This window comes from Acinetobacter sp. GD03645 (genome assembly GCF_029845285.1).
Taxonomy (GTDB): Bacteria; Pseudomonadota; Gammaproteobacteria; order Pseudomonadales; family Moraxellaceae; genus Acinetobacter; species Acinetobacter corruptisaponis.
On record NZ_JAOCLL010000017.1, the window covers coordinates 51,043 to 70,258 of the forward strand.

The following is a 19,216-nucleotide window of genomic DNA, read 5'->3' on the forward strand; positions in this document are numbered from 1 at the left end:
TTTTTTTATGATTTAAAAATTAATGAGCATGCGTAACCTTTTCAATGCTGATCACCTCAACATCGGTTGGTTTATAGCGATGTGTATCCACCTCACCCACCAGACGCACATGGTCACCTACTTTCAAACCTGCCTTACGCCAGATGTCATCATCCACCTCAACGTTGATTGAACCACTTGCATCCTTAAATTCGTAATGGTCACTCTGAAGATGCTTCACAATCTGGCCCGTTAAGGTTACCCCTGTTTCATCAGCCAGCTTGGCCGCCTGAGTGGCTGTAACCACATTTTTGGCCGCTTCCTGCACAATGGCTTGGTCAGGTTTACCAGCCCAGGTGGCCGTTGATAAAGCTGTCAACAACACAATGCCACAGCCCGCAATCATTTTTTTCATTTTTACCTATCCTGTATTAAACTCTTATGATCTAAACAGAAATTTATTGTTCTGTCGGCTTAAGTTTGTAATCAACAGTAAACTTTATTTATGTATATACCTAACCCCGCTAACAAAAGCGGGATTGCTGTTCACTACTTTTCAATTACATGGTCAAGACTCAAACGACCTGCGCCATACAGCATCACATAAAGTAGCCCACCCGCCATGACAACATTCTTCATGAAATTAATCTGCTGGCTGTGATCCGTTGAATCATGGAACAAGAAAGCCGTTAAGACACTAAAAACTGCCAAGCCAAAGGCAGCAAAGCGTGCCTGAAAACCGAACAATAGGGCTAGGCCACCACCAAACTCAACTAAAATGGTGAGGGGTAACAGTGCAGCAGGTACCCCCATCGATTCCATATACTGTGCAGTTGCAGCATAACCTGTAATTTTACCCCAGCCAGAAATCAGGAAAATTTGTGCAATCAAGATACGCGCCACCAGCGTCACAATATTCTCAACGCTCGGCTGTGTGACGATATTTTTTACAACGACATTCGGATTAAACATGATCAGCTCCACACTGTTTATTTTTTAACATGACAACAGTGTAGGAATGTTTTATTTTGCAATAAACAGCATATTTGTGAATACATCATTCCATATTTGCAACAAAAAAGTCTTTTTCACCTCAATCCATCATTTTTCAATCACATTGTAAAGTTACCAATAATTTTGCTTTTTATACTGACTTTCCCTAAAGGCACTGCTAGGATTTAGCTCAAATTTATTGTATTCACATTTTATGGAACTCATTGATTTTATTCTGCACGTTGACGAACATCTTTTAGAGTTCATTACCAATTATGGCATATGGATTTATGCCATTCTGTTTTTAATCATCTTTGTTGAAACTGGTTTGGTGGTGATGCCATTTTTACCAGGCGACAGCCTGTTGTTCGCTGCGGGTGCGCTGGCTGCGTCAACGGGTGCCATGGACCCATGGGCACTCGGTATCCTGCTGTTTATCGCAGCGGTATTGGGTGATACCGTCAATTACCATATTGGCCGCTACATTGGCCCACGTGTATTTGAAATCAACTCACGTTTTATCAATCAGCAGCACTTGATCAACACCCAGCAGTTTTTTCAGCGTCACGGTGGAAAAACCATTATCTTTGCTCGTTTTGTGCCATTTGCACGCACCTTTGCACCTTTTGTTGCGGGTGCAGGCAGCATGAACTACAAGTTTTTCCTGACCTATAATGTGGTTGGCGCTTTCTGCTGGGTTGCCTCTTTCATTACCCTCGGTTATTTATTTGGAAACATGCCAATTGTGAAAGACAACTTCACCCACCTCATTTTTGGTATCATCATTATCAGTATCCTGCCAGGTGTGATTGGTTTTATTCGCCAAAAACTGAATAACCGTAAATCACAATAATTCAATGTCTGCCTAGAAGAAACGAAAGATCATTGGCAACATACACATCAGCAGCAGCATGGCCGATCCTTTATATAAATGGTCGGCCTTGATTCCAACCAGACTACCTGCCAGCAAGGCACGGCCAAACACCATCCAGAAGATTGAAACAGGGATCAGCACCACACTGAACACCGCAAACACCAGAACTGTATTCTCTACCGAGTCCCATGTTTCGCTGGGAAAAATCCCTGCCGCCAGCAGCAAGGTTTTAGGGTTTCGCAAGGCCGAGATAAACAACTGCGGTGTTCGGATATGTGGGTGATGCTGGTCATGTTTTTGCAGGTGTGAACTTTTCCATAAATGAAAGGCCAGCCATAACACATAAGCCACACTGGCAACATGCAGAATGTGGGTGAGTGCTGGCCAGATGGGATGGAACAGATGGATAAAGAGTGCCCACAACCCGATGCCATAGACATAACCCAACCATTCCATAGGAATAAACGGCAGGGTTTTCAATACACCTTGTTGATGGGTTGAACTGGCGAGTAAAGCATTGGTCGGCCCAGGAATCAATAACACCGCGATCATCGCAAAAACAAAAAACCAACTCTCAATCATAGACATACCGAATAACCCTACACGCCCGCCACCTTAAACGAATTTGGGACAAGAACACAAATTTTAGGATGTTGTCTGAGAGGGAAAATACGCAGGATCAGTGCTTTAAAATTTACAATATATTGATTTTATTAGTCATTTATTGAAACATTTTGCTAAAATTTAGTTATATGCCACCGTGGCAAACCACGGTGACAGAAGATCAACACTTATGATTTTGGACGTTGCTTCACAATAATTGGACACCCCTTGAACTGTGCCGCCTGCACAATGGCATCCTGCTGTCCAAGCACGTTGGCAAGCTCGGTATTCTTGGTGTTCATTGACTGCCCCATATTGACCGAGATGGATGGACCAAAGCCCCATCCGCCCTTGCCCCAGCCACCACCGAGTCCAACACCCACGCCCACACCTGTACGTTTTGGTGTCTGCACGCCATTGTCGATATACTGCTGGATACGGTTGTACTCTGCCTGCAACTGCTGGCAATTGAGCGACTGGTACTGGGTGGGTGACACGTAGGCTGGTTTAACCGTCGATGCACAGGCACCCAACAACATACTCGCTGCCAACACAGGCATCCAATATAAGCGTTTCATAAGATTCTCTTATTTCTTTGACTCAATCTCATTGAACAGCGTGACATAAGCAACGGTCAATTTATGTTCAGATGCCAAATGAATCAAGGGTAAATTCTTCTGATGTGATTCTTTCATCAATACTGATGGCGGCAACATGCTTTCCAGCACGGGTAAACCATCATCCTTTAACTGCTGAACCACTTCACGGGGAAGTTTTGCCTGAGACTGGAACTGATTGACCACAATCCCTTCAATCTCCAAGCGATCATTATGATCATCTTGGGTTTCGATCACATTTTCAATCAAAGTTTGTAACGCACGTTTTGAGAACACATCACAGTCAAATGGAATCAGCACACGGTCTGCCGAGATCAGCGCAGACAGGGTAAAGAAGTTAAATGCTGGTGGTGTATCAATAAAGATACGGTCATAGCGGGCGCTGAGCGCCTGAATCGAGTCACGTAATTTATAAATTTTATGCTTGCTCTCCAGCGCATGCTCCAGCGCACCCAGGCTTGGGCTGGCAGGAATCACATCCAGATTTGCGAAAGCGGAACGGTGCACATAGCTGTCCAGTCCCTTGCCGCGTGGCGCTTTTAGGATCGAACCAATAGCATTACCAATCAAACCCTTTTGCTGTGCGGTTCCCAACACATCCTCAAAGAAGTTTTCAATGTTTGGCTCCAATGCTGCCTTATCGGCAGAATAGGTGGCATCTTCACCCAAAAGGTACTGGCTTGAGTTTGCTTGTGGATCAAGGTCAATCACCAGGGTTCTTAAGCCCTGCTGCGCACTAATTGCAGCCAGGTTGACTGCAATACTTGATTTCCCCACACCACCTTTTTGGTTAAATACCACACGAGTTAACATGATTTCCCTCTAACAAGATTTTTGTAAACTGCACGCAGTTTAACCTAGAGCCAAAACAATTACTAAAACAATGTCAAACAATTACGCAAAAACTGGTTTAATGATGACCAGCCCCAGAATCCCCACCAGCGCCACCGTACCGATCAATAAACCAGCACGCCGCTGCACCAGCAAGATACTGTCATCTTTCTTGTAGGTTTTGATCAGGGAAGACCACAACACAAAAAATAGAATGATCTTGGCATAAAACCATGGCTGTACATCAAATTTATTCATAAACAGTAGAACCGCACCCGTCACAATAATCAGGGTGAGGGATAGATGCTGTAATGCCACAAAACCTTTACGCGCATGGCTGTTGGGCTGCTGGTCCCTGACACCCATATATAGGGTTGCCGCACGGGTAAAAAATACCAGAATCAGTAAACTTACAGCCGACATATGAACAATTTTAGTGAGTAAATGTGCGTCCATCATTGATCCTTAGTTTTTTGGTGCATGGGCACATTCAGGGCTTGCAGGTGCCTGCCCCTGCCATTCCGCTGGAATATAGGCGTGAATTGCCAGTGCGTGAATCTGCCCAGGACTCATCAACCCTGCCGCAACGGCATAGACCTTTTGATGGCGCTGTACCAGACGCAGCCCCTGAAACTCCTCACTCACCACAATCACCTTAAAGTGGGATTCCTTGCCTGGGAAATATCCCCCATGCCCTGCCGACTCATTGATCACCTCAAGATGGATAGGTGCCAAGGTTTGTAAACGTTCAATCAACTGTTGTTCTAAATTCATCGGTCACTCTGTCAGGTCAGATTGAGATAGTTGCCAAGTATACATGACTGAAAGTGGTGGGTCTGTTGAGATTTCACAGCGACTTCGATGTCTGAATCACCCAATCCTGAGTAAAAGTGCGTTTTTCCTAGTTTTTAGGCTGAAAATGCTTTTATTTTATGCAATTAAGCAATTTCTTTGCATAAAGTTATTGACCGTTGTTTTGCTTAATGTATTATAGCTGGCACGCGGGAATAGCTCAGTTGGTAGAGCATAACCTTGCCAAGGTTGGGGTCGCGAGTTCGAGTCTCGTTTCCCGCTCCAGATTGGTTTTTTTAAGTGTAAGTTTTAGTAAAAACTGCTCAATATGCGGGAATAGCTCAGTTGGTAGAGCATAACCTTGCCAAGGTTGGGGTCGCGAGTTCGAGTCTCGTTTCCCGCTCCAAATTTAAAAAGCCCTAGTCAAATGATTAGGGCTTTTTTCTTGTTTTAGAAACTTTAAGTGAATGCAAATTTTGAAATGACTGTATTATTTCTGTGCTGCAATGACCGCAATCTCAATTAACCATTTTGGATTGACCAGATCAGCCTGGATTGTGGCGCGCGAGGGTGCAACATGCCCCTTTAACCAGTCTACCCAGATCGCATTCACAACTGGAAAGTCTGAAAGATCCTTTAAAAATAGCTGGGCCGACAGTAAACGAGATTTATCGGTATCTGCTAAAGCCAAAAGCTGCTCAATGGTTGCCAGTACTTCTCGGGTTTGCCCCTCAATATCCAAATCGGCATTTTTAGGCACCTGCCCTGACAAATACACCACCTCGTTAAATACCGTTACGGCACTCATTACTTCAGTGGTGTTGATTTTCTGAATATCTGAATTTGACATCATGACGTCCTTATTGCTGGTTTATAAATGTGACACGCGCAGTGACACCACACATCAGTTCATAGCCCACTGTGCCTGATGCTGCCGCGACCTCGTCAATTGCGAGAACTGTTCCTGTACGGGATTTACCCCATAGCACCACTTCACTGCCCACCTCAGCATCAGTGACTGGGGTAAGGTCAACCGCCAGCATGTCCATGCTGACACGGCCAATGGTCTGGGTACGGATACCATTGACCAGCACGGGTGTACCTGTTGGTGAAATACGCTGATACCCATCCGCATAACCGCATGCGACAATGCCAATGGTCATGGCTTGGCCCGCCACAAAACTTGAACCATATCCCACACTTTCATTGGCATTCAACCGCTGGATGGCAATGATCTCACTGCGCAGACTCATGGTTGGCACAAGTCCCCAGTCCTGTATGCTGTGTCTTGGATAGTCTGGCGAGCTTCCATACAGCATGATGCCGCCACGGACATAATCCGACTGAATCTGATGCGGATATCTTAGGATGGCGGCACTGTTACTAACCGACCTTTCACCTGGCAAGCCCTGAATGGTGGTTTCAAACTCCGTCAGTTGATAGTCAATCCCCTGATCTCCAAAACGGTCTCCATCCGCATCCGAGAAATGCATCATATGGGTGATCGTGGCAACATGGGCGGACTGGCTCAACTGCCACCAGATTTCACGGTATTGCTGTGGCTTAAACCCTAATCGGTTCATTCCACTGTTCATTTTCAGGAAAATATCAAACTGGGCTGGGTAGATATGCTGCTGCAACCATGCAACCTGCTGCTCACTATGCATGGTAAAGCTCAGTTGATACTGTGCACAGTCAAACAGGTCCTGAGGCGAGAATATCCCTTCAAGCAGCAAAATTGGACCCGCCCAGCCCAAGGCACGTAAACGCTTTGCCTCATCAATATCGAGCAAGGCAAAACCATCTGCTGTCTTGAATGATTCATAAACGCGTTCAATGCCATGCCCGTAAGCATTGGCTTTCACCACAGCAAAAATCTTGCTCTCTGGCACAGACTGCCTGATCACTTTCAGGTTTTGACACAGTGCCTGGGTATGAATCACTGCAGTAATTGGACGTGGCATAGTAAACTTCCTTGTAGGGGGCCATTACGCCGCGTGTGAATAACGCTGGATTGACAGGCCATCGGTACTGATGTCTGGACGATGATTAAGTACCAGATCGCTCACCAGTTTTCCTGAACCGCATGCCATGGTCCAGCCTAGAGTGCCGTGGCCCGTATTCAGGAACAGATTCTTGTATTTGGTTGCGCCAATGATCGGCGTGCTATCTGGCGTCATTGGACGCAAACCTGTCCAAAATGATGCCTGCTTCAAGTCTCCGCCTGGGAACAGGTTCTGGGTGACCATTTCCAACGTCGCACGACGGTCATCATTCAAGCCCAGATTAAAGCCACTTAACTCCGCCATGCCACCGACACGGATCCGCTGGTCAAAACGGGTAATCGCAACCTTGTAGGTTTCATCCAGCACGGTGGACTGTGGGGCAAATTTTGGCTCAACAATCGGAATCGTTAATGAATAGCCTTTAACAGGATAAACAGGCAAATTTAATTCCAGCGGTTTAAGAAAATCACGTGAATAGCTGCCAAATGCCAGCACAAAACGGTCTGCGGTCAGGATAGCGCCATTGACCATCACCCCCTTGACCTCATCCCCCTCAACGATCAGTTTCTCGACATTTTGATCAAACTTAAACTCAACACCCAAGTCTTGGGCAACTTTTGCCAAAGCATTGGTAAATAGATAACAGTCACCTGTTTCATCATTGGGCAAATGTAAACCACCCACCAGTTTATCGGTGTGGGCCAGTGCAGGTTCAACACTGCCAAGCTCTTCGGCATTGAGTAAATTAAAATCCACACCACATTCTTTCAATACCTGAATGTCGCGTTGTACCGCCTCAAGTTGCGCATCACTACGAAAAACCTGTAGCGTCCCTTTAGAACGGTTTTCATAGTGAATACCCGTTTGTGCCCTTAAATCACGTAGACAGTCACGGCTATACTCCGCAACACGCATCATGCGTTCCTTGTTCACCGCATAGCTGTGTGGATTACAGTTTTTTAGCATCTGTGCCATCCACTGCAACTGCCACATACTGCCATCAATATTGATTGCCAACGGTGCATGATGCTGGAACATCCACTTGACGGCCTTAAATGGGATACCAGGTGCTGCCCATGGAGTTGAATATCCAGGGGAGATTTGGCCCGCATTGCCAAAACTGGTCTCCCTGGCAGGACCTGCCTGACGGTCAAGCACTGTCACCTGCGCACCTTGCTGTGCAAGATAATAGGCACTTGCCACACCAATGACGCCACTTCCTAAAACGATTACGCGCATAATGCTTCCCTCGCGCCCACACTAGTTTATTTAACTAGTATATTTTTGCATCAATAGTTTTTTTCACTATTTTTATGACTATAATCCAGGTAATTTCATATTTTCATCACGAAAAAATTAAAATAAAAGGGAATACTCTATGCGTAAACTGGACCGTATTGATCGCCTGATTTTAGACATCCTGCAACGTGAAGGGCGCATCGCGATCAGTGAACTTGCCTCACGTGTTAACCTGTCAACCACTCCCTGTTCAGAACGGGTCAAGCGCCTGGAGCGTGAGGGTATCATCATGGGCTATTATGCCCGACTTAATCCTGCCCACGTTGACCGCAACCTGCTGGTGTTTCTGGAGATCAAGCTTTCCGCCAAATCGGGTGATGTTTTTGATCAGGTGGCACGAGATTTAGTGGACATTCCAGAAGTATTGGAGTGTCACCTGATCTCAGGCGAGTTTGACTATCTGGTCAAGGCACGCCTTAAGGAAATGAGTGCCTATCGTCGACTGCTTGGAGATTTATTAAAAAAACTCCCCGCTTCAGCTTCATCACATAGCTATGTGGTGATGGAGGAAGTCAAGGAGTCCTTATATTTAGATATGGGAATATAAAACAATTACTTTTGGCTATTTCATCCAGAAGTGCTTGCCGTAATACGCACCATTGAGCTGCGTGACCTGAATCAGGCTTTCCCGAAACAAATGAAAGTAATCTTCATCTGGCGTGGGAGGTGCCTGCCAGAACTGATCTAAATCCATCTGCGCCGTAAGCCGAGGTAAATCATATAGGGACTGCCCCAAAGTTTTGACTGGGATATGGTGGTAAAGTGCCTGAATGCCTGTCGTGCTATTAATCGTAACTAATCCCAAACTGTGCTTCAGCAAAGTTGGTAAATGCACATCACAAAAATAATGCACACGGTCTTGAATGCCATGCTTTTTTGCCAACCGCTGAATGAAACGACCATAATGTCGATAACCCCGATCCATTGGGTGATGTTTAAAAACCAAGTGATGCTCAGGATGTGCATTAACAGCAAAAGAAGTAATCACTTCAGTAATACAGTCTCGGATATCCTGATAGTGACTATGCACCCGAACCTGAGAATCATTATGCACCTGGAGAGTAAAAACAAAATAATTGTGATCTTGTTTAACGATCAGGTTCTCAAAAGATGGGGGTTCTATAAGGGAATTTTTGATTTTACGTATGGCTGAAATTAGCCAATAATAACATTCCATCACTGGCCCATAACCACGATGATGTAAATAAAAAGGGTATAACCAGAAAAATAGGGTCCAGAATAAATAGTACTGGAAACCACTCCATACCATAAGAGAATATTGATTGTCACTATTCGTTAACTTATTCTTTGGTTTATCGACTACTGACTGACTTAAAAAATCCTGCGAAAAACTGGAATAATTATTGACCCCATTCTTCTCAAAAGTAATGTAATCAGGGCGAATATAACCCTCTTCAAATACATAAAACTTTTTATTGAGTGACTGGGAAACCAATTTGGCCTGTTTATGATAAAAACGGCAATCACCAAAGCAAATAATTGCATCAATTTGATTTTCTTTAATTTTATTAGTCAACCACTGATCAAACTGGTCCGCCTTGGCCCGATAGTGCCAAATATTTGGCCGAGCAGCATAGTAACGCCAATCACCAGCATTAAAATTAACTTTAAAACATTCAACGTCTTTAGAGATTAACCAATCAGCTAAATCAGCAAAAAAAGGACCAACTGGACCTTGTAGCAGCAAAACTCGATGAGCTGCTAATAATTCATCTAAAAATTTAGACAATGCATCTACCTTAAAACTGTATTTTTTAACTGGCGTAACCTTGTAAATAGCCATGACCCCCGATATGTAGGTTGCATAGACCTCACCTGTTGTAGATGAAGCATATGTTGTAATACATGCTCTGGTGTCACCAATGGAATTTGCATTTTTCGCGTATGCGGCAAATTATAGGTTGGATACTCAATCAAGGTGGTATACGCCAACTCCTCTAACATTAACTTACGGTTCCGCCTTGGACAATGATGACGGTCAACGGTCAATCCCCACCCTGCATAAAAAGGAATTCCATAACAGTATACTTTAAGCCCCCTCAAAAGTGCTTCAAATCCCGATAAAGAGGTTATTGTGTGAATTTCATCAACATATTCAAACAGTGTTATAATGGAAAGCTTGGCTTCAATATGATCAATATGTGCATTCATCACGTCCTGACTAACTTTACCCTTACGTAATCCTGTCTCCACATCTGGATGAGGCTTATAAATGATATAAGCTTCTGGATTGTTTGCCCTTACCTCTTTAATCAGGGCTTCATTGGTTTTAATATCAATCCCACCAAATTGTACAGATAAATCATCTTCGACCTGTCCAATAACCAATAATACTTTTTTATTCAAAGCAATTTGTGGAAGTTTTGTAGGTACAACTTCACCAACATTATATTTCGTCAACTTCTGTTGCACAATTTCTTGTATCAGCCATTGAATACGTTTTGTCTGCTCCACGGTCAATTGTACCTGGTTCAGCAAAACCTCTAATCGTGAGGGTGCTGTTACATCGTAATAAATTCCTAAGTCATCAAAAACCAATGAAAAAGGGCGAATTAACTTAGCACCCAGACCCAAAGAACGCAAAAAACCATCCTCAACTGTCCATACATGTTGATAACCAGATTGTTTTAATGTTTTTGCTTTTCCTCCCCAAGCAACCACATACTGATTTTTTTTAGGTTTTCGCCACTGCATAAATCTTAAGTTAATCGATGGAAATCCAAGATAATCAGCAATAAATTGACGTTTCCAACGACTAAACCCATAAACCACAATATTCTGGTGCACCAATCGTTGTTGAAATTGTAAATTTGGTGCAAGAATATCCAGTATTTCTTCCAACTCACATAATTGATGGGACACAGGAGAAACATACTTTGCATATTTTAAATAAGCACATGTAAACAAATGTTCCAGGGAACGTGGCTCAACTCTGCGATTAAGAACAGCATCAGGGAGTGTTATGTGATCCTGAGTTAAGCCCCAGCCTGCATACCAAGGGATACCAAAGCAGTGAACAGGCTTGCCACACAATAGTGCTTCAAAGCCAAGTTGTGAACTAACTACATAGACCTCTGCCATCATCTGACATAATTCGATTGGATTATAATTTTCTGAAATAAAGCGAATTCTATGATTCTTATTCAATGATGAGGGAAAATGTCCTTTTGCTTTTCCAACAATCACATCAGGATGAGTTTTAATCCAAATCGTAGCATCAGGATGATGTGAACAGGCATGTTCCAGCATCTGCTGAAAAGAGTCTTCCGATGCCAGAGCATACTGAATCGACTGGTCTCCAAAAGTTTGGTCTACAATCAGGATATTTTTCTGAGTATTAAATAAAGTAACATCCAAAGAAATAAAGTATTGATTATATTTGGTTACTTTAAGTTCAAGAATCTTTTCAATTAAATGTCTTGCCCGAATATTCTGCTGTACTTGTTCTGGTTGATTAATTAACTTTTCCAGATCAGAACACATAGAAGCATCAAAGTAGATTCCAGCCCTATCCATCACCAATGATAGAGGCGGTACATTCAGTTTTCCTAAACCCAGTGATCGAATAAATCCATCCTCTAAGCAGATACATGAGGTATTATATTTTTTGGATAATTTTTTCGCTCGAAAAAAACTTTTTTTTCGTCCCCATCCTACATAGGTGTTTTTATCCAGATTGAGCAAAAATTGATCTATAAATAATATCTTTCGTATTCCAGAGGGTATATTTTCCATTAATTACTCACAAAAATCAATAATTTAAATACTTACATTTTTAAATTACACTTAGAATTATACCACTAGAGAAGCTGCACCATTCCAACTCATTATAATGTGCCTAATAATATTGTTAAGAATTTAGAGCTAAAAAAACATGGTTTAGGATTGAAATTAAAACGTAAACCAATTTATTTTGTTTATATTTATTGTATCTTTGCCAACATGGATTATTTTTCTTAGAATCTATACATTGTCTTTTTAGCTATTTTTACTTATAAAATTTGAATAAGTAGTCTTTAGAGGGTAGTCAAATGAATAAATCAAGCAAATATATGGTTGATTTTAAAGAAAGTGCTTTAAGAACTTTAGAAATCGAAAAGCAAGGTCTAGCTCATCTTGCAACACAAATAGATGATCGTTTCATCAAAGCATGTGCTTTAATTCTAAATTGCCAAGGCAGACTGGTGATTACAGGGGTAGGTAAATCAGGGCATATTGGTCGAAAAATGGCAGCAACCTTTGCTTCCACAGGTACACCCTCATTTTTTATGCATCCAGGTGAAGCAGGTCATGGTGATCTTGGCATGTTAGTTGCTGGTGATATATTAATTGCCATATCAAATTCTGGCAAAAGTGATGAAATAATGATGCTAATGCCTTTAATTAAACATTTAAAAGTCCCATTGATTACAATTACAGGAAATAATCTGGGCACTATGCCCAAATATGCAGATGTAGCCCTTACTTTAGGTGGTCTAAAAGAAGCTTGCCCTCTCGGCTTAGCACCCACATCTAGCACAACAGCCACATTAGCTCTGGGTGATGCATTAGCTGTAGCCTTACTTGAGGCACGTGGTTTTACTTCTGATGACTTTGCGCGATCTCATCCAGCTGGCGCTTTAGGAAAACGACTACTTTTAAAAGTGGAAAACTTGATGGCAAAAGAAAATAATATTCCCAAAGTTTTTTCTGACAGCTCTTTAGGTGATGCTCTTTTTGAGATTAATACCAAACGTTTAGGTTTGACAACAATTGTAGACCAAAATAATATTTTATTAGGTGTTTTCACTGATGGTGACCTTAGAAGATTAATTGAAAAAAATCCAACCTTTGATATCTCGACACCTATTTCAGATTTAATGTCTAAATCACCTCTTACAATTCTTAAAGATGCTCGCGCTGTTGATGCATTAGAGCAATTACAAAGTAAAAAAATAAATCACTGTATTATTACCAATGACTGTAATCAAGTCATCGGGATTTTAGATATGCATCTTTTAATGCAAGCAGGTATTGCATAATGGGTTTACTCTCTTTTACGACAAAAGCTCAAGATATTCAGGCACTGGTCTTTGATGTAGATGGTATTTTAAGTGATGGGTTTGTTACATTTACTAATAATGGGGATGAAATAAAGTCATTTGATATTCGTGATGGCCTAGGTATGAAACTTGTTCAGAAAGCTGGACTCAAAGTGATCATTATTACAGGACGCCAAAGCCATATCGTTGAGAAACGCATGTCTGATCTGGGGGTCGACCTTGTTTATCAGGGAAGAGAGGATAAAGGCCGTGCTTTATCTGAAGCATGTAAGATATTAAATATACTTCCTGAAAGCTGTCTTTATATGGGAGATGACTGGCCAGATCTTTCAGCTTTTAAGATAGCTGGTGTTAGAGTCACCGTTCCCAACGGACACGAAGAAGTCCGCAATCGGGCAGATCTTATTACTCAGGCATTTGGCGGACGGGGGGCTGTAAGAGAAATTTGTGATATTATTTTAAAATCCAAAGGAGTTTACGAAAACTTTTTAAACGAGTTTTTGGATTAAAAAAGTAGTGTTAATGATCATTTCAAAACCTTTTTGATCTAAATTTAACTGTATACATTTAATTTTCATAATCTTTTTGTACTATATAGGGAAAAATATGCCGCATTTGAAGCCCCAAGAAGTTGTAAGTTTAGGCGATATACAAATGGCAAATCATTTGCCATTTGTATTATTTGGCGGAATGAATGTACTTGAGTCAAAAGATTTAGCGTTTGAGATTGCTGAAACTTATATTGATATCTGTAAACGATTAAACATTCCTTATGTGTTTAAGGCGAGTTTTGACAAAGCCAACCGTTCCAGCCTGAACTCGTTTCGTGGGCCTGGCCTGGAAAAAGGCATCGAATGGCTGGGAGAGATTAAAAAACAGTTTAATGTCCCAATCATTACTGATGTGCATGAACCGTATCAGGCAGCACCTGTTGCCGAAGTTGCCGACATTATTCAGCTTCCCGCATTCCTCAGTCGCCAGACTGACCTTGTTGAGGCAATGGCAAAAACCCAAGCCATTATCAATATCAAAAAAGCACAGTTCCTTGCACCGCATGAAATGCGCCATATCCTGCATAAGTGCCTGGAAGCGGGGAACGATAAACTTATCCTTTGTGAACGTGGTTCAGCATTTGGCTATAACAACCTTGTTGTCGATATGCTGGGCTTTGACATCATGAAAGAAATGAATGTGCCCGTATTCTTTGATGTGACCCACGCTTTACAAACACCAGGTGGACGTGCTGATTCCGCTGGTGGTCGCCGTGCCCAAATCACGACTTTGGCGCGTTCAGGTATGGCAACGGGCTTGGCAGGATTATTTCTTGAAGCACATCCAGACCCTGAACATGCAAAATGCGATGGACCATGTGCCTTGCGTTTATCACAGCTTGAGCCATTCTTGGCGCAATTAAAAGAATTGGATACCTTGGTTAAAGGATTTAATAAATTAGATACATACTAACTTAATCATCAATGGTTCATAAAATGTATTATATGTTATAATATATAAGTACTATTGAATCATCAATACTTTTATGTTTTATCATTAAAAGTAATGTTTTCTTAATATTAATTAAAAGGCTATTAACTATGCGACCTAACCATCAAAACTCAAAATCCTCTGATATTGAAATTGAGAAGAATAAGCTTTTAATTGCTAAATTAGAGGTTTTAGCGAGAATCAGTTCATCTCCAACATTTGAAAAATCAGAAAATATTAGAAATCAAGTCAAAAATAAAATTTCCGAATTAATTGAGCAACTTTAATTCTATTAAGCACGGTTTAAAAATTACTTTCTAAACCGTGTATTTTTTAATATATTTTATTATTTACCCCATTATTAATTATCTTGGATTTATCAATGTCATCTCCTCCTAAAAATAATTTATTATTTTTCCCATTTAATATAATATAAGGTAATATCTGCTCATTTTTAGTCTTATTTAATATAATAAGTTTAACTAAACTTCCACTCCCATTTAACTTTAACAGAAGATTATTTTTAGCAGAATTTGGCATACGTATTACAAAAGCTTGATTAATAGAAAACCCATTAAAGCTATCAATTCGCACAGCATCTAAAGGTTTAGTATTCTTACAATCACTTGCCGCAGTTGGTATACAATATCCATTAGCATGAACATCTAACATATCAATCCCCCCCCAAGTACCTTGGCTTATGAGCACCCCCCCCCTATTACTTTCAGATACCAAATGCGAAATCTTAACCCGAGGTTTACCAACTGTTGTGAACCCTACACCGTTAAAAACACCATAAACATGTAGAAAATTTATTTCAATATTTTGTTTTATTATTACTCCATCATACCCAGCATAATTATTTGTAATATTCTTTGGCTTCATGCCACAATTACCGACCACACCTTTTTCAAGTAAAATATCACCAGGCCCATTAAAAATAATGCAACTTTCACCTGAAACTTTTCCAGATATTTTTATATTACTATCAACTTCTAAACCATTACGATTACCATTAGCCTCCACATATAGCATATTTTGCGCACAGTTGTTTGTTTCAATATCTATATCAAATCTAGAAGCATAAAGAGATATACAATTCCCCTTACTATTAAGAATTTTTGCTTTTCCTGAGTTCCATTTGTCATTTAAATAGTTTCCATCCAAGCTAATATTTTTGATTATTATATTTTTAGGTGCTTGTGTTATTAAAGATGAACCTTTAAATTTATTAAAATTTTGACTTTGTATTAAATCCTTATTAACACCTGCTTTTAATTTAACAGTAGTAATCCCCTTACCTGCACCTATCAATATAGAACCATCAGGTATAATTACAGTTCCATCTACTACAAAAACACCTGATGGAAAAACAAATTTCTTTTCATTTTGAAGTTTATTGTTGATCAAAGCACTTGAAATAGGAATTTCATTAGAAGCCTGAGCATGTGCTATATTTATCAAACAAAAAAGATATATAAAAAATATACAGATAAAATTTTTCATTTTTTCCAACCATAGCAAAATCTATTGAAATATAATAAACACAGAAAATCAAATTTCCTACCAAGTGCAATAATTTTAAAAATTTCACCAGCTCAAACTTAAAATCTACACCTAACACTAAGTGTTTTATCAAAAAACTACATTAAAAAACATTTCATATCAAGTCCGAAATCGCGAGATCCTTTATAAAAGAAATAGAAAAACTATCTACAATCTTTCAAGAGATTATCTCTTTACTCTGAGTCAAAATTAGTTGTTTTATATTAAAACCTGTAGTATTCTAGTAATAATTAAATGTAATTTATTACAGCACTTATATGATAAAGAAAATAGATATCAAGTTAAGTATGTTAACCTCCTAATTCCCTTATCTATAACAGTGGAAAATATTTATATACATTCTATCTATACCATTTACATCATGTAACAATAACACTTCAGAGAATATACTCTTTCAATGATTTTTTTGTATAGAGAATTCAAACAGCAAGTGTAACAGTATACAAACCTGTTATCACTTAGCCACGAGCTCGCTAGTCCAAAGAATTTCTAGGGCAATGATTTAAAACATCTTCAATTTTTCGAATTTTTCCTTACCTAATATACTCTTTGAACAATGATGATTCTGGCAGATACTGATGAATTAAAAATTTGTATTCTCATTCTTCGCCCATTGATTTGAACGGTAGGACATCAGCAAAATAAGTAACCATAGACATGGCTAATCTTTAATCGCCCTGTACAATGATCTATCGTTTCGGATAAGGTTCATTGCGCAAGATATACACAATTTGGATATATAAAAACTAGACAACTAGACAACTAGACAACTAGACAACTAGACAACTAGACAACTAGAGTTAAAACAGCTTCCTATGATATTATCAATCACAGTATCACGCTCAAAATTGCTTACTTGTTGTCTTTACTCAATGATGGCATCTCGGCAATGAATACTTTTTCTATTCACGAGCTTTTGAGCCTATCAAGATTCTTAGCCCCATGTTTAAGATAGGTTTTTTATGACGTAATGATTTATGCAAATCCTCGCCTTTGTCTTTATCCTAATAAATGATAAACATAGCAATGATCTATTCGTGAGGGGGCTGGTTAACTTCGTTCAGTTAAGGCCTTTGCAATCTGCTCAGGTGACCAATTTTTCGAATGAGATAAAAGACAAAGTCTATGAAAGACGGCGTCTACGATAATACTACTATGTTAAAAACTCATGTGCCAGCTTTGCCCGATAGCTTCATTGCCCTTGATTATACCTGATTTCTCGTGAAATAGTTGAACTTGAACATTTAAAGATTTTAGTGAGTCAGGCTGTGAAGTTTTAACTTTCAATACTGCATAAATTTCGTATATTTCTTCTTGAAAAATTGGGCATATTGCTTCATTGTATACTTTGCCACTGCGAGTTGAAAAAATCAGAATGTAATTAATCCACTCCAACGTTCGTTCTTAACCATTTACAAATGTGTTGCGCTTCTTTATTGAATTCACCTATTGAAAGAATAGTATTATATTTGAGAAAAATAAGGTGTGTATATCAAAATTATTTTAGAATTGGGTTAGTTTATAATTAAAAAATTAGCAAAGCAATTTTGCAATATTTAGCTTGATATTTATTAATTTTTTTTAATTTCTGATTTTGTATAAATATACATTGGCGGTTGAAAAGATTTATCATAATTATTAATATTTTTATCAACACTTAAAAAAATTAATTTATTTTCTAGATAATCAATACCAACCCGATATACAAAAGTAAAAAAATTCAAAAGAATACGATGTGCTTTATCAAAATATTCAGGATAGAGTTCAATTTGTAAAGTATGTAATTTTTCAAACGCCAGATGTGATATCGCACCTTCAAGAAAATCAACTTCAGAACCTTCAACATCAATTTTCATAAAATTAAAATGTGCATCTAAAAACATCTTATCAAGCTGTACTACCTCCACTAGCTGAGTTTTAGGCTTCTGACCAAAAACCTTAGGAAAATGCTCAATCATTTCCTTTTTTAATGTACTCCCCTGTCTATGAGTAGTAGATAAAAATATCTCAGATATAGTATTTTCATTTCCTAAAGCTAAATTATATTTTAAAATCTTTTCTGTTTTAAGCTCTATCAGTCGATTGTAGTGTTCTACTACGGGTTCAAATGCATAGACTCTATCAGCTCCATTTAATAAATAATGTAAAGCAGTATAGCCAATATTAGCACCAGCATCTAAAACAACATCACCAATCTTAATAAATTCTTTTGCGATTAATGCATCTATACCATACCGCTTATTATTTTCAGAAAAGAAATAATTTCTTTCATGTAAATTATTAAAATCAAGTGTAATGTCAATCTCAGCAACCTTAACATATACTGGCAAAAACTTATTATCAGTTAATAGTTCAATATTTAAAAAATCGACATTACGAATTTCTTTAGATGAAACCAAGTAGTTATTTAAAAAGTTAACTTTTTCACCATTTCTTATATTATAATAAATTTGATCTATTGCTTGATACACATTATCAAACTTAACATTATCTAATACAAAAATATCATAAGCCCACCACCTTAAATCTAGAATTTTACTTATAACCTCAGGAGAGAAACGAAAACCAATTATTTTCCCAGGATTTCCTTCAACAATTGCATAAGGTGGAACATTGTCATAAAGAACAGAATTAGCCCTAATAATAGAACCATGACCTATGGAAACTCCACGATGAACGATAGTGCCACAACCAATAAAAACATCATGCCCTATTACAATTTTATCATTACTCACTGAAGAGAAAAATTGCTTCTGAGCATCTAAAATATTATCAACATTATTTTCAAAAAATTTATTTTCTAATTTTTCAAGTGTGCTCTCATTTCTAAAATGAAAACTTGAAGTAATAAAATTTTCTGGCGCAACAACCATACCAATATTGACATTTCTTTCAATAGTAGTAAAACGACCAATACTCTTAGTATGTGTAATTAATGAATTACCACCACCAATTTTAGAAAACCCACCAATAAATTCAATATCAAAAAGACCGTTATTAATTTGTACGTTACTCTCAATTACAAATCCTTTTGATCCATTAACAATTGAAGGAAAAAAAGATTTACGTGAAATTTCAATATTATAATTCAGCAGTAAATTTCTATCCATA

20 protein-coding genes and 2 tRNA genes are annotated in these 19,216 nt (G+C 39.1%); 8 read left to right on the forward strand and 14 right to left on the reverse strand.

Annotated features, from left to right (window positions below):
- Positions 1–19: 19 nt before the first annotated feature.
- Together N5J47_RS13760 and N5J47_RS13765 are read right to left on the reverse strand one after the other, a co-directional pair.
- A complete protein-coding gene (locus N5J47_RS13760; protein WP_279960375.1) occupies positions 20–394 on the reverse strand; it encodes a NirD/YgiW/YdeI family stress tolerance protein in 375 nt (124 codons plus the stop codon).
- Positions 395–528: 134 nt separating this feature from the next.
- Positions 529–951: a DoxX family protein gene (locus N5J47_RS13765; protein WP_267981812.1), complete on the reverse strand. Its 423-nt coding sequence runs from the start codon at positions 949–951 to the stop codon at positions 529–531.
- A 235-nt stretch (positions 952–1,186) separates the two neighbouring features.
- On the opposite strand from N5J47_RS13765, the gene N5J47_RS13770 reads away from it, so the two are divergent.
- Positions 1,187–1,825 carry a DedA family protein gene (locus tag N5J47_RS13770; protein WP_279960376.1) on the forward strand — a complete coding sequence of 213 codons (639 nt, stop codon included), beginning with the start codon at positions 1,187–1,189 and terminating at the stop codon, positions 1,823–1,825.
- Between the two features lie 12 nt (positions 1,826–1,837).
- Here N5J47_RS13770 and N5J47_RS13775 read toward each other — a convergent pair whose 3' ends face one another.
- From N5J47_RS13775 to N5J47_RS13795, 5 genes are all read right to left on the reverse strand, one after another.
- Entirely contained in the window at positions 1,838–2,428 is a 591-nt protein-coding gene (locus tag N5J47_RS13775) for a LysE family transporter (RefSeq protein ID WP_279960403.1), read from the reverse strand.
- 209 nt (positions 2,429–2,637) lie between these two features.
- Positions 2,638–3,027, reverse strand: a complete 390-nt coding sequence (locus tag N5J47_RS13780; protein ID WP_267981814.1) for a hypothetical protein — start codon at positions 3,025–3,027, stop codon at positions 2,638–2,640.
- Between the two features lie 9 nt (positions 3,028–3,036).
- Entirely contained in the window at positions 3,037–3,879 is an 843-nt protein-coding gene (locus N5J47_RS13785) for a ParA family protein (RefSeq protein ID WP_279960377.1), read from the reverse strand.
- 81 nt (positions 3,880–3,960) lie between these two features.
- On the reverse strand, positions 3,961–4,353 hold the full coding sequence (locus tag N5J47_RS13790; RefSeq protein ID WP_279960378.1) for a SirB2 family protein: 393 nt from the start codon (positions 4,351–4,353) through the stop codon (positions 3,961–3,963).
- Positions 4,354–4,362: 9 nt separating this feature from the next.
- The gene (locus N5J47_RS13795) at positions 4,363–4,671 is read right to left on the reverse strand and encodes a BolA family transcriptional regulator (RefSeq protein WP_279960379.1); all 309 of its coding nucleotides are present in this window, start codon (positions 4,669–4,671) and stop codon (positions 4,363–4,365) included.
- A gap of 227 nt (positions 4,672–4,898) precedes the next feature.
- Here N5J47_RS13795 and N5J47_RS13800 point away from each other — a divergent pair.
- Positions 4,899–4,974 (forward strand) — tRNA-Gly (locus N5J47_RS13800).
- A 45-nt stretch (positions 4,975–5,019) separates the two neighbouring features.
- Positions 5,020–5,095, forward strand: a tRNA-Gly gene (locus N5J47_RS13805).
- Positions 5,096–5,179: 84 nt separating this feature from the next.
- Here the strand turns inward: N5J47_RS13805 and N5J47_RS13810 are convergent.
- From N5J47_RS13810 to N5J47_RS13820, 3 genes are read right to left on the reverse strand one after another with little or no spacing between them, the layout of a single operon-like run.
- A complete protein-coding gene (locus tag N5J47_RS13810; protein WP_279960380.1) occupies positions 5,180–5,539 on the reverse strand; it encodes a RidA family protein in 360 nt (119 codons plus the stop codon).
- Between the two features lie 10 nt (positions 5,540–5,549).
- Positions 5,550–6,653, reverse strand: coding sequence for an alanine racemase (gene alr / locus N5J47_RS13815; protein WP_279960381.1), 1,104 nt, complete (start codon positions 6,651–6,653; stop codon positions 5,550–5,552).
- 24 nt (positions 6,654–6,677) lie between these two features.
- Positions 6,678–7,934 (reverse strand): D-amino acid dehydrogenase, encoded by a 1,257-nt coding sequence (locus N5J47_RS13820; RefSeq protein ID WP_279960382.1) that lies wholly within the window; start codon positions 7,932–7,934, stop codon positions 6,678–6,680.
- Positions 7,935–8,073: 139 nt separating this feature from the next.
- On the opposite strand from N5J47_RS13820, the gene N5J47_RS13825 reads away from it, so the two are divergent.
- Positions 8,074–8,541 (forward strand): Lrp/AsnC ligand binding domain-containing protein, encoded by a 468-nt coding sequence (locus tag N5J47_RS13825; protein ID WP_279960383.1) that lies wholly within the window; start codon positions 8,074–8,076, stop codon positions 8,539–8,541.
- A 15-nt stretch (positions 8,542–8,556) separates the two neighbouring features.
- On the opposite strand, the gene N5J47_RS13830 is transcribed toward N5J47_RS13825, so the two are convergent.
- A complete protein-coding gene (locus tag N5J47_RS13830) occupies positions 8,557–9,744 on the reverse strand; it encodes a capsular biosynthesis protein (protein WP_279960404.1) in 1,188 nt (395 codons plus the stop codon).
- 5 nt (positions 9,745–9,749) lie between these two features.
- Complete coding sequence (locus N5J47_RS13835; RefSeq protein ID WP_279960384.1) at positions 9,750–11,750, reverse strand: capsular polysaccharide biosynthesis protein; 2,001 nt, start codon at positions 11,748–11,750, stop codon at positions 9,750–9,752.
- A 296-nt stretch (positions 11,751–12,046) separates the two neighbouring features.
- Here N5J47_RS13835 and N5J47_RS13840 point away from each other — a divergent pair, with 296 nt between their 5' ends.
- From N5J47_RS13840 to N5J47_RS13855, 4 genes are all read left to right on the forward strand, one after another.
- On the forward strand, positions 12,047–13,036 hold the full coding sequence (locus N5J47_RS13840; RefSeq protein ID WP_279960385.1) for a KpsF/GutQ family sugar-phosphate isomerase: 990 nt from the start codon (positions 12,047–12,049) through the stop codon (positions 13,034–13,036).
- Entirely contained in the window at positions 13,036–13,566 is a 531-nt protein-coding gene (locus tag N5J47_RS13845; RefSeq protein WP_279960386.1) for an HAD hydrolase family protein, read from the forward strand. The genes N5J47_RS13840 and N5J47_RS13845 overlap by 1 nt, the downstream gene beginning before the upstream one ends.
- Positions 13,567–13,663: 97 nt before the next feature.
- Complete coding sequence (gene kdsA / locus N5J47_RS13850; RefSeq protein ID WP_279960387.1) at positions 13,664–14,521, forward strand: 3-deoxy-8-phosphooctulonate synthase; 858 nt, start codon at positions 13,664–13,666, stop codon at positions 14,519–14,521.
- A gap of 128 nt (positions 14,522–14,649) precedes the next feature.
- Positions 14,650–14,826, forward strand: a complete 177-nt coding sequence (locus N5J47_RS13855; protein WP_279960388.1) for a hypothetical protein — start codon at positions 14,650–14,652, stop codon at positions 14,824–14,826.
- A 46-nt stretch (positions 14,827–14,872) separates the two neighbouring features.
- Here the strand turns inward: N5J47_RS13855 and N5J47_RS13860 are convergent, their stop codons facing one another.
- On the reverse strand, positions 14,873–16,045 hold the full coding sequence (locus tag N5J47_RS13860; RefSeq protein WP_279960389.1) for a glycosyl hydrolase family 28-related protein: 1,173 nt from the start codon (positions 16,043–16,045) through the stop codon (positions 14,873–14,875).
- Positions 16,046–17,676: 1,631 nt separating this feature from the next.
- Positions 17,677–19,215 carry an FkbM family methyltransferase gene (locus N5J47_RS13865; RefSeq protein ID WP_279960390.1) on the reverse strand — a complete coding sequence of 513 codons (1,539 nt, stop codon included), beginning with the start codon at positions 19,213–19,215 and terminating at the stop codon, positions 17,677–17,679.
- Between the last annotated feature and the right edge of the window lies 1 nt (position 19,216).